Origin of the sequence: Gilliamella sp. Occ3-1, from assembly GCF_001690655.1 — a bacterium.
Lineage (GTDB): Bacteria > Pseudomonadota > Gammaproteobacteria > Enterobacterales > Orbaceae > Gilliamella > Gilliamella apicola_P.
In genome coordinates, this window is the sequence record NZ_LZHQ01000011.1 from 1 (window position 1) to 15,859 (window position 15,859).

General features: G+C 33.8%; 17 protein-coding genes and 2 pseudogenes. 12 read left to right on the plus strand and 7 right to left on the minus strand.

Annotated elements, in window-relative coordinates:
- Positions 1 to 69 precede the first annotated feature (69 nt).
- The gene (locus tag A9G43_RS03250; RefSeq protein WP_081298005.1) at positions 70 to 894 is read left to right on the plus strand and encodes an IS3 family transposase; all 825 of its coding nucleotides are present in this window, start codon (positions 70 to 72) and stop codon (positions 892 to 894) included.
- A gap of 271 nt (positions 895 to 1,165) precedes the next feature.
- On the opposite strand, the gene A9G43_RS03255 is transcribed toward A9G43_RS03250, so the two are convergent.
- From A9G43_RS03255 to A9G43_RS03265, 4 genes are read right to left on the minus strand one after another with little or no spacing between them, the layout of a single operon-like run.
- The gene (locus A9G43_RS03255) at positions 1,166 to 2,530 is read right to left on the minus strand and encodes an MFS transporter (RefSeq protein WP_065606593.1); all 1,365 of its coding nucleotides are present in this window, start codon (positions 2,528 to 2,530) and stop codon (positions 1,166 to 1,168) included.
- Between the two features lies 1 nt (position 2,531).
- Positions 2,532 to 3,713 carry a cytochrome P450 gene (locus A9G43_RS03260; RefSeq protein ID WP_065586986.1) on the minus strand — a complete coding sequence of 394 codons (1,182 nt, stop codon included), beginning with the start codon at positions 3,711 to 3,713 and terminating at the stop codon, positions 2,532 to 2,534.
- A gap of 23 nt (positions 3,714 to 3,736) precedes the next feature.
- A complete protein-coding gene (locus A9G43_RS11350) occupies positions 3,737 to 4,054 on the minus strand; it encodes a tRNA-dependent cyclodipeptide synthase (protein WP_141673845.1) in 318 nt (105 codons plus the stop codon).
- 2 nt (positions 4,055 to 4,056) lie between these two features.
- Positions 4,057 to 4,374 (minus strand): tRNA-dependent cyclodipeptide synthase, encoded by a 318-nt coding sequence (locus A9G43_RS03265; RefSeq protein WP_065606595.1) that lies wholly within the window; start codon positions 4,372 to 4,374, stop codon positions 4,057 to 4,059.
- Positions 4,375 to 4,610: 236 nt separating this feature from the next.
- Here A9G43_RS03265 and A9G43_RS03270 point away from each other — a divergent pair, with 236 nt between their 5' ends.
- The 7 genes and pseudogenes from A9G43_RS03270 (at position 4,611) to A9G43_RS03285 (ending at position 8,199) form a co-directional block, all read left to right on the plus strand.
- Entirely contained in the window at positions 4,611 to 5,432 is an 822-nt protein-coding gene (locus A9G43_RS03270) for an AraC family transcriptional regulator (protein ID WP_065606596.1), read from the plus strand.
- Between the two features lie 115 nt (positions 5,433 to 5,547).
- Positions 5,548 to 6,309, plus strand: coding sequence for an IS5 family transposase (locus A9G43_RS03275; protein ID WP_065606598.1), 762 nt, complete (start codon positions 5,548 to 5,550; stop codon positions 6,307 to 6,309).
- 259 nt (positions 6,310 to 6,568) lie between these two features.
- Positions 6,569 to 6,769, plus strand: a complete 201-nt coding sequence (locus A9G43_RS03280) for a YgaP family membrane protein (RefSeq protein ID WP_034915691.1) — start codon at positions 6,569 to 6,571, stop codon at positions 6,767 to 6,769.
- 155 nt (positions 6,770 to 6,924) lie between these two features.
- On the plus strand, positions 6,925 to 7,101 hold the full coding sequence (locus tag A9G43_RS10985; RefSeq protein WP_176701690.1) for a hypothetical protein: 177 nt from the start codon (positions 6,925 to 6,927) through the stop codon (positions 7,099 to 7,101).
- Positions 7,102 to 7,115: 14 nt separating this feature from the next.
- Positions 7,116 to 7,313, plus strand: a pseudogene (locus A9G43_RS10675) (IS3 family transposase); the annotation flags it as partial.
- 10 nt (positions 7,314 to 7,323) lie between these two features.
- Positions 7,324 to 7,673, plus strand: a pseudogene (locus A9G43_RS11230) (transposase); the annotation flags it as partial.
- Between the two features lie 25 nt (positions 7,674 to 7,698).
- Positions 7,699 to 8,199 carry a GNAT family N-acetyltransferase gene (locus tag A9G43_RS03285; RefSeq protein WP_218058601.1) on the plus strand — a complete coding sequence of 167 codons (501 nt, stop codon included), beginning with the start codon at positions 7,699 to 7,701 and terminating at the stop codon, positions 8,197 to 8,199.
- A 467-nt stretch (positions 8,200 to 8,666) separates the two neighbouring features.
- On the opposite strand, the gene A9G43_RS03290 is transcribed toward A9G43_RS03285, so the two are convergent.
- Entirely contained in the window at positions 8,667 to 10,016 is a 1,350-nt protein-coding gene (locus A9G43_RS03290) for an MFS transporter (protein WP_065606600.1), read from the minus strand.
- Positions 10,017 to 10,249: 233 nt separating this feature from the next.
- Here A9G43_RS03290 and A9G43_RS03295 point away from each other — a divergent pair, with 233 nt between their 5' ends.
- From A9G43_RS03295 to mnmE, 3 genes are all read left to right on the plus strand, one after another.
- Complete coding sequence (locus A9G43_RS03295) at positions 10,250 to 10,813, plus strand: DNA-3-methyladenine glycosylase I (RefSeq protein WP_065606602.1); 564 nt, start codon at positions 10,250 to 10,252, stop codon at positions 10,811 to 10,813.
- A gap of 12 nt (positions 10,814 to 10,825) precedes the next feature.
- The gene (locus A9G43_RS03300) at positions 10,826 to 11,449 is read left to right on the plus strand and encodes a YdcF family protein (RefSeq protein WP_065606604.1); all 624 of its coding nucleotides are present in this window, start codon (positions 10,826 to 10,828) and stop codon (positions 11,447 to 11,449) included.
- Between the two features lie 100 nt (positions 11,450 to 11,549).
- On the plus strand, positions 11,550 to 12,911 hold the full coding sequence (gene mnmE, locus A9G43_RS03305) for a tRNA uridine-5-carboxymethylaminomethyl(34) synthesis GTPase MnmE (RefSeq protein WP_065606606.1): 1,362 nt from the start codon (positions 11,550 to 11,552) through the stop codon (positions 12,909 to 12,911).
- Positions 12,912 to 13,208: 297 nt separating this feature from the next.
- On the opposite strand, the gene A9G43_RS03310 is transcribed toward mnmE, so the two are convergent.
- Both A9G43_RS03310 and A9G43_RS03315 read right to left on the minus strand, forming a co-directional pair.
- A complete protein-coding gene (locus A9G43_RS03310) occupies positions 13,209 to 14,240 on the minus strand; it encodes an AI-2E family transporter (RefSeq protein WP_065606608.1) in 1,032 nt (343 codons plus the stop codon).
- Positions 14,241 to 14,520: 280 nt separating this feature from the next.
- On the minus strand, positions 14,521 to 15,456 hold the full coding sequence (locus A9G43_RS03315) for a hypothetical protein (RefSeq protein WP_065606609.1): 936 nt from the start codon (positions 15,454 to 15,456) through the stop codon (positions 14,521 to 14,523).
- A gap of 141 nt (positions 15,457 to 15,597) precedes the next feature.
- Here A9G43_RS03315 and A9G43_RS03320 point away from each other — a divergent pair, with 141 nt between their 5' ends.
- A complete protein-coding gene (locus A9G43_RS03320) occupies positions 15,598 to 15,801 on the plus strand; it encodes a heavy-metal-associated domain-containing protein (protein ID WP_065606611.1) in 204 nt (67 codons plus the stop codon).
- Positions 15,802 to 15,859: the final 58 nt, after the last annotated feature.

Sequence of the window (15,859 nt, forward strand, 5' to 3'; positions counted from 1 at the left end):
GCTTAAACAGATGTTTGCCGAACTGAGCTTAAAATCCCAGCTTCAGGAAGAAATCATAAAAAAGCTGTAGTGCCCACAAAAGCACGTAAAACGTGGGCACAGCAACTACAACAAAATCATTCGGTTACTATTGCTATGAGTTGTGCCATTGTTGGCTTAAGCCGTTGTGCTTACTATTATCAACCTAAGTTACCGGATGATTCGGTGATTGTTTCGGTGTTGAATGCTATCACTGACCGGCATTTGCGCTGGGGCTTTCCTAAATGCTTTAATCGTATCAGAAAGCTCGGCTATAAATGGAATCATAAACGGGTGTATCGGGTGTATTGTGAGTTGAAACTTAATCTCAGGGTAAAGCGTAAAAAACGTATCCCCCCACGAACTCCAGAAAAGCTATTGGCTCCTAATAAACAAGGTGAATGTTGGTCAATGGATTTTATGAGTGACAGTAGCCGTAATCAACGTCGCTTTAGGACATTCAATGTCATTGATGACTTTAATCGTGAGGCGTTAGGGATTGATATTGCAATAAGCTTACCAGCAGGAAGGATTACCCGTTACTTAGATAAACTGGCCGAATATAATGGGTATCCATTAAAAATACGAGTCGATAATGGACCAGAATTCACCGGAAACACGTTTACTAATTGGGCAAAAACACATGGTATAACTATAGATTACATCAAACCCGGTAGCCCTTATCAAAATGGTTACATTGAACGATTTAATCGGACTTATCGAACTGAAGTGTTAGATTTATATCTTTTTAACAACCTAGCGCAAGCAAAGAGAATAACCGAAGAATGGTTAACGATTTATAACACCGAAAGGCCTCATGAAGCACTAAATAATATGACGCCGATCGAGTATAAAACATTAAAACAGGCAGCTTAATTTTCTACGTGAGTTGTGTATTAAGTTTGGGGTATTTACAGATGCTTTTTCATACCGCTAAGAATATCTGCAAGAAAAGTATACCGTTACACTGTGTAAGTGGTTTAGAAAATTAGTTTAAACAGAAAAAATACCTTATTCAAGTTGAAACCTGCGTCAGCGGTTGAGACTCTTTATAGTTCATTCAATTGTTCAATACTGAATAAGTGGCTTAGCAGTATCGTTGAATAAGCGAAAAAAACGGAACTCACATGTTCCGTTTTTTTGTATGCTAAATCCTTGTATTCACTCGGCCAAAGAAAATATAGACAATAACCGCTAGAAAACCAAAAGCCAGAGACACAAAAAACATTGCCTGATAAGCGCAGTTTATTGAAATTATTTGATGTTGAGTGAGGTTGATTAATATTCCTGATAGTACGCCTCCAAATGCACCACCAATTTGCTGTGTAACACGCGTGATAGCGCTCGTGTCCTTAATTTGATTTTTATCACAGAACTCAAATGGAGAAGAGAGAACAGCAATCGTGGCGACGCCTAATCCGGAACCTCGAACAGTAAAACCGATAATTTCAAAGGCGTTGCCACCTACTTGAATTATTAATATACTTATTGCTGATATTATTAATCCTACACCAATAATTAGAAATGAATTTATCTCACTTAGAGATTTATAAATAAATTTTCTAGCCAACCAGGCACCTACACCTTGTAGAGCTAGCAACATACCAATATATGTAATAGATATATTATCATTTATTGCTTGTATTAAAGGAAAAAAAATCATGAAACCAAAAAAGATAAGTGACGTCAGAAATCCCATAATTATTGCGAACGAATATTGAATACAACTAAATGAACTTAAATCGATCAGTTTACTGTTTGACTTGTTATTAATAATAAGCGAAACCAGCATCAAACCAATACCTAAAACTAGCATAATAATATTAAAAATATCAAAAAAATGCCCAGAAGTGATATTTTTAATAGAGATGAAAAATATTATTAAAGCAATTAAAAATGTCATTAATACATAAATATTCATATTGTATTTAGACGTTTTATTATCAGGCATTGTCGTTCTACCAAATAAAAAAGCCATAAGTACTAAAGGTATGTTGATAAAAAAAGCTATTCTCCAATTTAACTGTTCTGATATGATTGCTCCAAAAATTGGCCCTAGTGCAGGGGCAAAGACTGACGGAATAGCAATCAATGCCATAACCGGCTTTAGTCTTTCCTTACCAAAATAAGTTGCTATTGTAGATTGAGTAATAGGAATTAAAATTCCTGCACCAAAACCTTGTAGACATCTATACAAGATTAAAGAAACCAGATTATATGAAAATCCAACTAATATAGAACCAACAAGAAAGACAAAAATTGAGCATACCCATGCTTTCTTGAGTCCAAAATTTTCATGTACATAAGGTGATAGTAATATGCCAGCTGCGCAAGCAAGCATATATATGGTAACAGCCCATTGCATATAAGCATAAGAGGTATTAATGTCATTCGAAATTGAGGGTAAAATAACATTAACAATACTGCTATCTAATAATGGCAATATACTAGATAGTGTCATAGCAAACACTAACTTTCTTTCTGAGGTTGTCAGGTCAATCGATTGCTTCATATTAAACTCTTTCCAGATTATATTGAGTTGCGCCTCGTGTATATATTCCACCGAACGTTGGCGGTGTAATTTCTTTATAATTTTTAAGTATTAAAACTAATTTTTGAAGGGCGATATTTAATTGCATATTTGCAAATTGAGCACCAATACAAGCATGAATTCCCACTCCATATGAAAGATGTCCCTTAAATTCTCTTCGTGGATTGAATGTGTTTGGGTGTTCAAAATATTTTTCATCTCTATTTGCTGATGGTATTAAGGAAAATATTAAATCTCCTTTTTTTAAGTTAACACCTTCAACACAACTATCATCCTCGACTTGGCGTGGAATTAAATGAACAGGTGGTGTAATTCGTAAGCTTTCCTGCAAGATACTATTAGTGCTGCAATCATTGGAGATAACTAGATCAATATAAGATTCATTTCTATAAAGGTGATAGATACAATTTGCTAAAACTTTATCAACTGGTTCTGAAGCTGCAAGTAAAATGTTTAATGAAAGTGCGACTATCTCACTATCACTTAATATTTCACTTTCATTACTATTATGAATAATAAAAGAAATAATATCATCTCCAGCACACTTTTTACGTTCATCGATTAAATCCAATATCACTTTTTCCAATTCTTCAGATGCAAATAGTGCGATATCTTCAGTCTCTTTTGAAAGATTAAACCCAGTCGCAAATTGAACTATGAGTTTTAATCTTTCTAGATACCAGTCTAATTTATTATAATCAATACCAATGATATTGAATGTTGTTAATAAAGCATATTTATTACCAAAATCAGAAATAAAATCAAATTTGTTCTTAGTTATAATTTCTGTTAACAATGAATCACATAGATTTGTCAGTTTGGGGTGATAATAATCTTTCAACACACGACCGGTAAGCTGATGTAAGAGCATGCTCTTTTTTATTTTATGTTCATTACCTTCCATCTGAGCCAGAACTTTTCCCCTCATTACTGGCTCAGCTCTTTTAGATAAAGGTTTTGTTGAAAATAATACTGAATTTCCAAGTATGCTACGAACAGCATCATAACTAATAGCTAAATGCGCATTTAAAGTTTTGTCATAAATAACGTTCTCCGTTTTATCCAATAAATCAATATATTTGTATGGATCTTGTCCATATTCATCAGACAACACTCCTGGAAAATGATTGTTCATAGTCAACATATTACCTCCATATTACTTAATAATTAAATTGAATGATCTTTAACAATAATTTTTGTATCTGAACTAGGGCTGATACTTAACTTTCCAGCATAAACATAATCAGCTATTGGCCATGAACAGTAATAAGATATATGCAGACTAGTTAGTGAAGATGACAATAAAGAAGGGGAAATAATAAAAGGAATTTCTCTTATTATATATTCTGTAGCAATAATAATATCCTGTTCTTTTATTTCAGATGTTTTACTGATGGCGTTTTTTCTATTCAAAATAGCTTTATATGGCTGAGTTATACATAATGAGTGAAAATTCTCATTATTTTTAAAATCTTCTTTTATTATCTCTACATTTTTTTATACAATTCGTCAGCATAAAAATCGGAAAATTTTAATATTCTTTTTGCAAAAAAATCATGACTAGACATTGATAAATAATTATTAATAGCTCTTTCAATTCGATAAAATTCTTTTCGTGATTTTTTACGTGCTTTTACCTCATTATCTCCAGCTCCTATTAAAAGATACTTAGCCTCTTCATGTGGATGTAAAACATCTACATGATCATAATTATCAAACCCCCACTCCAACATATTTTTAATGTAATTTTCATTAAATTTGGAATTAAAAGGGCTTATGCCAAATAAAACATGTTTTCCTTTCATTTTATACCTCTTTCTAGACAGCTAGCTACTAAAAATATATATAACATTAATTATTTCAATCAATTATATTAAATAATATTTTTTTTAAATCATTCATGATTTATTGCTAATTTATTTTTAATATATATAGTTATATTTATTTTATTTGAATTAAGTTGGGCTAATTTAGGATAGTTAGTAAAACAAAAAATTACTAACTAATTCCAGCCACAAAATATTACTTAGAGGCCATATAAATGAATATTTCACTCATTTCTCCAGAGGTCGCTTCTTCTGATAACGAACCTATGATTATATCGGCATCACTCAAATCCCCATCAGTGAAAGTAACAGAACTTCATCATCACTCGAGAGGACAACTAGCTGGTACATTACAAGGTTTAATTTCAATTGAAGTGGAAAGTAGTCAATGGGTAATACCCACAACTCATGGTATATGGATACCTCCAGATACACAGCATTCTCTTCTCGGATCACATGGGCCATTCCACGGATGGAGTATCTATATACAAAAAAGCGAATGTAATAATCTGCCGAATAAACCCTGCATGCTAGAATTATCTAGTCTATTGCGTGAAGCAATTACCCGAACCATGACATGGAATAATTCAGAATTGCAACCCGAGCATAAGCGATTGATGGCAGTGATTGTCGACGAGATTAGTATAATCCCTCAAGTTGAGATAGCACTCCCAATGCCAAAAGATATTCGTTTGTTAAAAATTGCTTTAGCTTTGTCTAATAATCCTAGTGACGATAGAAACATTAATGAATGGAGCGTTTGGGCTGGGATTTCTCGACGCTCATTAACTCGTCGATTTACAAATGAAACTGGATTTAATTTCACAGAATGGCGACAGAAACTACGTATGTTAAAAGCTTTAGAGTTGCTTGTTGCGGGCAGACCTATCACAGAAATTTCTTTAAATTTAGGTTATGATAATATTAGTGGCTTTATTGCTATTTTCCGTCGAAATTTCGGGGTAACTCCAGGTAATTATCAAAAAGCGATGAGAAATAACCACCCATGGAGAAACTTTAATGACACTATCATTTAAGATGATAATTATATTAATGATATATTAGGGCGTGTTGATCTTTCGTGATTATTTTTTAGACGGCATGATGTGAGTTATAATAATTCTACAAAAAACAACCATAACTCGATTCATCATGCCAAGAACAATGCTAACAGATAAACGGTGGGAAAAGCTACTACAAATAATGAAAAATACCGGCCGAGTTTATAATAAATCCGAGCATCGGATGACGTTTGAAGGGATCCTTTTCCGAATGAGAACCGGTATTCCTTGGCGAGATTTGCCAGAAGAGTTTGGTGAATGGAGCACCGTCTATAGACGATTTAATTTGTGGTCTAAAAAAGGAATATTAGTTGATATTTTCAAACATTTATCACAACTAGCGGATTTTGAATGGGTGTTCCTAGATGGCTCGATTATCAGGGCTCATCAACATAGTACAGGCGCTGCAACGGAGCATTGTGAGCAAATAGGTCAGAGCTGTGGTGGTAATTCAACTAAAATTCATCTTGCGGTTGATAGTGGTGGTTTGCCTATTTGTTTTGAGCTTTCTGAAGGGCAACGACATGATATCACTTATGCAGAAAACCTAGTTGAAAAGCTCGATGAGGTGAATACAGTGATAGCCGATAAAGGTTATGACAGCGAGCCTTTTCGGTGCTTTGTTCGTCAAAAAGGCGGACGAACGGTGATTGCTAAACGTAATTATGGTAAGGATATAGATAAAAGCAGTATGGATAGGTGCCTTTATCGCTATCGTCATTTAGTCGAGAATGCCTTTGCTAGAATCAATCAATATCGTTCAATATCAACTAGATACGATAAGTTAGAAAAGAATTATACCAGTATGGTATCACTGGCATTTATGTTAATGTGGCTGCCAATGTATTGTTGAGTAATTTATGTACAGCAAAGATCAACAGCCCCTAATCAATTACAATTAATTTTTTAATTATTTATAACTATCCTTTACCTAAATTCACTCCTAATTTGAAATACCTATAAACTTAAATAAAAGACATTAATTCAATGTATTCCGCTAATTTGATAATTAAAATCCATTTAAATGAAAATTTTTTGAATCTTTTTTTGATTTTGTCGACTCTTTATTAGAGTAGTTCATTATTAAATCTAATTTTAAAGAGGAAAAAAATATGAGTTTTAAAAAAAATATTCCAAGTTTTGAGCGTTTATGTCGAATTATTATTGGTGCCTGTATTGCTTATTTAGGCTTTCTTTTTGCTCCAACAGCCCTAGTAATGTGGATTGCTATCGCAACAGGAATAATTCTGGTTTGTACTGGAACTATAGGATTTTGCCCTATGCGTTCAATTATGAAAAGAAAAATAAACTAGCTAAAAAATCCACTCGCTACTTCCTTGATATAATGATGAATAACAGTTTACTTTGAGGAAGTACATATTACAGGATATCTCTCATTGATATCACCATTAAGAGAAAAATGTAAATAAAATGAAATTTAAATTAAATAATTTTAAGAGGTAATGTCATGTTTAGAAGTAGTTCTGTATTAAGGCATTTACTACGAGGATGTATTGGATTTGGTTTGCTCGGTTTAACAATATATCTGTTCATTCAAGGTGCTGTCTGGAGCGTTTTATTGGGACTTGTATCGGCTGTTTTAGGGTTTGTTGTATTAAGAGGATGCCCTGCTGTATTATTTTAGGGGAGAGTTACATTTTTCATACACTCAAAATACATATTATTCATGACTGTTACTACAAAACGAGGAAGCAGGCTAATAAAGCACTATTTGAATATATTGAAATCTATTATAATCGGATACGCCGTCATTCAGCCAATGCCTGGGTATCACCTGAACAATATGAACAACAATATTACCAAAACGAAAAAATGATAGAGGTGGGCACTGTCTAATATTTTGGCGAGGATCAGAGGCTTCCAGTACTCTAATACCGCGATTGAAACTGCCTTGATGATGGAGGGGACTTTCTCTATGCCGTTACCTGCACTGCAAGGTTTTTTTGAATTGGCTTTCAAGCCAATGGATGTTACACTAATATAGGTAAAAGTTCAAAGACAATTTACACCAAATATAGCAATAAAACGAGAGGGCTATTCGATATTTCGTTATTGATTCGACAGACCTTAAAGTCTTTGGTAAATGTAAAGTAAGAAAGCAGAACATGGCGCAAAGCAGACTTAGCTATTGATGTGGATACTCACGAAGCTATTAATACGGAAGCCAGCCTTGTCAATGTTGGCGATATTGAAGTGCAAAGTCTTGCTAGAGCAAATCATAATGAAAATAGGAAACAAATTGGGTAATGCTGCATCTAAAATCGAAGTAAAACCATACTCTTCACTCTATGCCTCTGAAATATGCGATTTGTTTCATTCGTCTATTCATGCTATTGATACCGATATTTACAGCAAAGCACAGCAAGAAGCATGGTGCTCAACACCACCAGATTATCAGAAGTGGTTAGAACGTTTAAATAACACTCAGCCTTGGATGGCTATCTTTGGCTCAAGCCTTGCGGGGTTTGTTGAACTTGGAGATGATGGTTACATAGACTGTCTGTATGTGCATCCTGACTTTCAAAAGCGTGGCATAGCTAGAAAACTCTATGACCATGTGCTTGACTTGGCCCACCAGAAAAAGCTTACACAATTAAGTGTAGATGCTTCAAAAGTGGCCATGCCAATTTTCAAAAAATGGGGTTTTAAAATAAAGCGGGCTAACAAAATATCCAGAGAAAATCAGGTACTGATAAATTACTATATGTATAAACTACTTTGATTTTTATTGAGACCTTTGTACAGTAAAGCTTCACTCAAACTAAATTTTTAACCGCGCTTTTTTGAGGCATTTGGGCTTATATTTAGATCTAAATACCTCTAGATAAGTTACTATTTATTGCCATTTCCCTGTTTTAGGCACAACTTTCCTGCTGTACAGATAACCCTCGTTTGATATCAAAGTTCAATAAGCTGCCTGAAAGATGAGCTTGGATTAGTTCTGTCAATGGAGTTTCAAATTAAACCGTATTTACGAAACCAAAGAATAAGTAGAAAACTTTATGAATAGAGGTGGGCACTGTCTAATATTTTGGCGAGGATCAGTTCTTGGCATGATGAATCGAGTTATGGTTGTTTTTTTGCAGAATTATTATAACTCACATCATGCCGTCTAAAAAATAATCACGAAAGATCAACACGCCCTAATATTTTTATAATTAATGTTTTTATTATTTAGGCTTTTATCGATTAATGATTTGCATCACTTTGCCAGCCATTTTTAGCTAAAGGAAAGAAACCGACCCCAACCGCAATTAACGCTACAAAAGAGATGTAAATACCAGCACCAAGATAACTATATTGACCTAATAAATGTTCAGGGCTTAATAGATAAATGGTTAATGTTGGTGTAAATGCACTAAATAGCGCATAGGCTAAATTATACGAAAATGACAAACCCGAATAACGAATCGCAGGAGGGAAAGCTCTTGTACCAACTATTGCTGTCATTGCAACAGAACCAATAAATAGCCCAAATACAGCCCAAAGCGAATAAAGTTTAGTTAAGGACATATCTGGCGACAAAGAGCTATAAAATACAATGCTCATAATAGCAAGTCCGCCCCAGTTAATTAGCATTGTTTTGGTTGTACCTATTTTATCTTCTAACCAACCAAAAATAACGCAACCGATAGTCAAAGTTAGTGCAGCAATACAACCACCAATACGCCAATCAAGATTAGCAAAATGGTACATGCCACCAACAATACGACCCGGTGTAATCAAAATACCCACCATAATTGCCGTCGACAATGACCAAGTCAAAAGAGCCACAATTAGGCAAGCTGTTTTATGTTTTTGAAGCACGGTAACGACAGGAATATTCTTTTCAATTGCTTTGCGTGCCGCTAACTCTTTAAAGATAGGTGTTTCAGATAAAAATCGACGTAAATAAACCGAAATAACGCCAAAAATACCACCAATAATAAACGGAATACGCCAAGCATAATCTAAAATATTTACGGTGGTAAAACAAAGATCAATAATGATAGTCACAATAAAGCCAAGTAAAATACCGCCAGTAATACCTGAAGTTAACGTACCGATACCTAAACCATAACGTTGCTTTGGCACATGTTCAGCAATGAACACCCAAGCTCCTGGCATTTCACCACCAATAGCAGCACCTTGAAGCATACGCATCACTAATAATAACAGAGGTGCAAAAATACCAATCACTTCATAAGTTGGTAAAACACCAATGATAAATGTAGGTAATGCCATCATAGCCACGCTTAAGGTAAACATTCGCTTACGTCCCACTTTATCACCAAAGTGCGCCATAATTATGCCACCAACAGGACGAACCAAATAACCAGCAGCAAAAATACCCCATGCAAATAAATCTAACGTTAATGGCGATAAAAAATACGGTAAAAATAGTGGTTTTACAATGGTATCGATGTAAAGCGCATAAATAACAAAATCATAAAATTCTAATGTACCACCCAAAGAGGACAAAACTAACGTTTTAAAATCCTGCCGATTTAATGGTCGAGCACTAGGCTGCCATTCCGCGTTGATTACAGACTGACTCATGGAAAAACCTTATTATTAAATTAAGTTAGAAAATAAAAAATCTATCTTTTATTGATTTAAGTTAAAAACGTGAGATTCATTCTGCCACAAAAAAAAGGCTTTTTTTTCATCATAAAAAAATTTAATGTATGTAACAAAACTACTTATTTGATTTATAATTCAACTAATCGAAGCTTAAAAAATATAAATCACGATAAAGCATAATCAATAATGGATAAATTAGATAAAATTTGATGACAAATAACAACAAAGTACGCTGTAGTTGGGTTTTGGATGACCCAATATACATTCATTACCACGATAACGAATGGGGCAACCCCCAATATGATAGCCTTAAACTATTTGAAAAAATTTGCCTTGAAGGGCAACAAGCGGGATTATCGTGGATCACTGTTCTGAAAAAACGAGATGAATATCGACGTTGCTTTTTTAATTTCGACCCACAAAAAATTATTCAGCTAACGCCTGAAGATATTGAACATCTTTTAAAAAATAAAGGACTAATTCGTAATCGTTTAAAGCTAAATAGCATTGTAAAAAATGCTCATGCTTATTTAAACATGCAAAAAAATGGTGAAGATTTCTCGCAATTTATCTGGTCTTTTGTTAATAATAAACCAATTATTAACCACTTTAACGACAAAAGCGAAGTTCCCGTAAGTACTGATATATCAGAAAAAATGTCAAAAGCGCTAAAAAACAAAGGATTTACATTTGTTGGTTCTACCATCTGTTATGCTTTTATGCAGTCCATGGGATTAGTTAACGATCATTTTGAAAATTGTTATAAAAAATAAAGGAAAAAATGGATGATAGCAAAATCAATAAAGTATGGTATAGCCTTAATATTAGCCTATTTCATTATTGCTAACATTGCGATTTATATTTCTTCGTTACAAAAACCAATAAAAAATGCCGATACCGTAGTTGTATTGGGATCACAAGTTATTAATACACCTGCCATAGCTCCACCTACTTTAGCCGAGCGTTTAAATATTGCCATAAATTATTTACAAAATAACCCACAAACCAAAGTTGTTGTTTGTGGTGGACAAGGCAAAGACGAATCTGCAACTGAAGCTAGTGTAATGGCTCAATATTTAATTGAAAAAGGGATCGATGCTAATCGAATTTATCAAGAAGACAAATCAACTCGAACAGCCCAACAATTTATCTATGCAAATCGTATATTACCCTTAGGAAAAACGGTTGTGGTAACCAATGATTTTCATTTATTGCGATCGCTAATGCTTGCTAAACGTTCAGGAATTAACGAAGTATCAGGCTTAGCGGCGCCATTAGATTTAACTAATGGCGATAAATATATCGCATTAATAAGAGAACCCCTAGCACTAGCAAATTCTTGGTTATTTGACCATCCAAGCGATAATAAAACCTCTGAAAACCAATTACCCAGTCAACCATCTAACTAAAATCATCGGCGCATCACGGCAAAAGCACGGGTAACTACTGTTTTTGCCGTGCGTCCATGATATCATTAACTATTAAAATTTAAATCAGCTACAGATAAATATGAAATCAGACACAATTGTTGCACAAGCAACACCACCAGGTCGTGGTGGCGTAGGTATATTGCGCATTTCTGGACCCCAAGCCCAAGCCGTGGCTCAGGCAGTATTAGGGCAAATACCCAAACCAAGGTATGCACATTATCTTCCTTTTTTAGCTACTGATGGTTCAATTTTAGATGAAGGTATTGCGCTGTTTTTCCCAAATCCACACTCTTTTACAGGCGAAGATGTACTTGAATTACAAGGGCACGGTGGTCCAGTTATTTTGGATCTACTTTTAAAGCGTATATTAGAACTTCCTAACATCCGTATTGCAAAGCCGGGAGAGTTTTCAGAGCGTGCATTTTTAAATGACAAGCTAGATCTGGCTCAAGCCGAAGCTATTGCTGATTTGATTGATGCTAGCTCAGAACAAGCGGCAAAATCGGCAATATCATCTTTGCAAGGAGTATTTTCTAAAAAAGTGAATGCCTTGGTTGAATCCTTAATTCATTTACGCATATTCACCGAGGCAGCAATCGACTTTCCTGAAGAAGAAATTGACTTTTTATCTGACGGCAAAATAGAAGCACAGCTTAACCAAGTCATAACTCGTTTAAGCGAAGTTCGCCAAGAAGCTAAACAAGGAACACTGTTACGAGAAGGCATGAAAGTAGTCATAGCAGGGCGTCCTAATGCAGGAAAATCAAGCTTACTAAATGCATTAGCTGGGCGTGAAGCTGCCATTGTGACCGATATCGCAGGCACCACGCGTGATGTACTGCGTGAACATATCCATATTGATGGCATGCCACTACACATTATTGATACCGCAGGTTTACGAGAAGCTAGTGACGAAGTGGAACGAATTGGTATAGAACGTGCTTGGCAAGAAATTGAGCAAGCTGATCGTGTATTATTCATGGTTGATAGCACAACCACAACAGAAACCAACCCAGAAAAGCTATGGCCAGAATTTATTGAACGCTTACCTAAAAATATGCCAGTAACTGTAATTCGTAATAAAGCCGATTTAACGGGTGAAGCATTGGGATATAGCGAAGTAAACGGCTACTCACTGATTCAGCTTTCAGCCAGAACGGGGGAAGGCATTTCACTATTACGCGATCACCTAAAACAAACCATGGGCTTTACTAGCAGCACTGAAGGTGGATTCTTAGCCCGACGCCGTCACCTTCAAGCACTTGAAAAGGCAGCCGAGCACTTAAATAATGGTAAACACCAACTAGTCACCTTCCATGCTGGTGAATTGCTTGCTGAAGAGCTAAGATTAGCGCAAGAATCCTTAAGCGAAATCACAGGAGAATTTACTTCTGATGATTTATTAGGCCGTATATTCAGTTCGTTTTGTATTGGTAAGTAGTAAATTTTATGCTAAACGGAGTCTAGCGGAATATTGCTTATTTTTGCTCGGTAAGATTTCGGACGTTATCACTGATGCATTTATTTCCACAAAAGTTAAAACGTCCGAAACCAAATAAATTTAACTAAATCTCCTTTTAATGACTGATTTTATAAAAATTTAATTGTTATTTGAATGTTTCAACAAATTTTAAAGTTTTGAGTATATTTCAACGAATTAACTTGTTTTTTACTATGAAATTCTATTTTATAAAAATCAGATAACTATCAATTTATGTAAATCATAATCTGAATAAATTTAAATAATTCGTAACTCCTTTAATGATAATTTTATAAACGCATAAAAAATAGGTGCAAAAATTAAACCAATGACACCAAAAAGAGTTTCTAAAAATAGCATCGCAATTAATAATTCACAGATACCTGCATGGATTTTAGTGCCGACAATTTTAGCATTAAGTACATATTCCATTTTGTGGATTAAAATTAAATAAACAATAATTACTATTGAAACAGAAAATGATACGGTAAATGCGACAAAAAAGATTATTGTATTGACAATCAGGTTTCCAATAATTGGTATTAGACCAAAAATAAATGTTGCTAGCACTAAACTTTTACTAAACGGTAAATGAATACCAAACAAAGGCAGAATAATAAATAGTAAAATGGCGGTCATTACGGTATTAAATAACGCAATCACAACTTGAGAGATAGCTACATATTGGAAAACCACCACTAATCGATTTAGACTGCTTTTCAAGGCTTTAGTTAATGGCCTTTGTGTAATTTGATTCTGATTAGTGTTGCGTTGATTTTCTTTATAGCCCAAAATTAATCCGATGATCATTCCTACAATTAATATAATTAAATCATGAAATACTTTTTTGATAACAGATTGTAGATAAAATACATGATCTTTAAGATAAATCATTATAGTTGATTTAACTTCATCGAGATCATTAGGTAAATAATGGGTAATACTTGGTGGTAGGCTGTTGATTACATTGTTGACCAATAATTTTAGATTCGTTAACGTTTCGGTTGGATGTTTAGCCATATCGACAAACCAAGCAAATAAATACCAAAATCCACCAATAAAAATGCCAATAATTAAAGTGGTAAGTACTAATACCGAAATTAATTTTGACCTATGGCTAAAACGTAGCATTTTTTGTGATAAAAAATCATCTAATTTTTGTGTTAACGTATAGGTTAATAAGCCTGCAATTACTGCAGGCATTAAATGCACTTGCATTAAAATAATGAAACTAACCGAAAATAGAGCAAGGCAAAACAGACCTAATTTTTGATTGTTATTAAGTAACATTGTTGAATTATTTCCTTTAATAATCAATTCAATATATTAAAACTATGAGTATATGAAGTAAAAATAGATAAAATTATAACAGATGGTTAGTTATTCATCCGCTTATTATTACTAGCTAAACAAAGTCAGTTTTAACAAATATTTTTTATAGTGATAAAAATATGGGAATGCAGTCTGTCATATAAACGCTAAGGTATAAAACTATTTAAAATAATCTTATACCTTTAAAGTGAGGTTGTTTAACAACCTCTTTTATATTTTGGAAATGACTAACGCAATGCTATTTAATTACATAAAAATTAACATCGCGAGTACTTCGGAGGGCATCAACAAATTGCCTTAATTCTTTACGGTAACTTTGCTCAGGATCGTTTTCTTTTGTGCATTTGTCTACAGAAGAATAGCTTTTCGCCATTGCATCATTTGAGGCTAAATTATTGTATGGTTTTGTAAAATCACTACCTTTTAATGTCATAAGGTGATTCCAATCATTTAACAGGCCTTCCATATATTTGCGACCTTCTTCGCATTTGATGCTATTTAAGTTAATCTTAGGAATAACATATTGGCTTATCTCGCTGAACTTTTTAGGCTGGTAAGGAAAACTAATGTCTTCTTGTTCATCTTCTTTTATGAGCTCAATAAAGTCGCTTTCACGATATAATTTTCTAAAAATTTCTTGATAAGATTGGTTTTTCTTTAATCTTAGGTCTTGGGTTATTTCTTCTGGGAAAGCCTGATCATAAGAATAATTCCAATGATAATCACTCCTTTCAATCAATATATCATTAATTAATTTTGCTGGCATTTCTATTTCTTGCTCTTTACCATCAATAATGGCTGGGATTTTATTGATTTCTCTGTTTTGTTTTAAGATCTTTTCGTATTCCTCATCACTAATTTCAGAGGTTGAATAGATGACTGTATATAAATAATAGTTGCTTTGAGTTGGGTTAATAAAACCTGATTCTCCAAATTGAGCCGGTTTTACGACAAAATTGAAGTCGTCATTATTATACGATAAGGTATGTTTGCCGTATTCAAATGTATAATTAACACCTGATTTGGCAGGGATAGTTAGTTCTTTACCATCGATAGTGACTTTTATTTCGTTAGCAGTAGGATTGTCAATCCAACGGTCGATAGAGCTAGGTTCAGAACAGCCTATAAGTATTAAACTGCAAATTAGTAGTAAAAAATATTTTATTTTTTTCATAATAATTATTTTATATGTACAAAAAGTAATCGAAAGCTATCATATTTATGGAAAAAATAAATAATTTTGAATCAAATAGTGATAAAAATTGCTATATTTGCTTTTTATTTGAACAAAAGAAATTTGAAAAGAGAGGTTTTTATGAAATTAATAGTCGATAATATGAGTTGCCAACACTGTGTTAAAGCAATAACAAAAGCAATTAATGATATTGATCCAAATGCAAAAGTGACCGTTGATTTAACCAAACGCGAGGTTGATATCGAAAATAGTTCTATTTCGCAAGAATCAGCTATTGTGGCGATTGATGAAGCTGGCTACCAGTTTGTTAGTATCCTTAATTAATTCAGTTCATTTCGATATTTATTTAAGCATAAAATGCTTAAATAAAGATAGTTTCGAC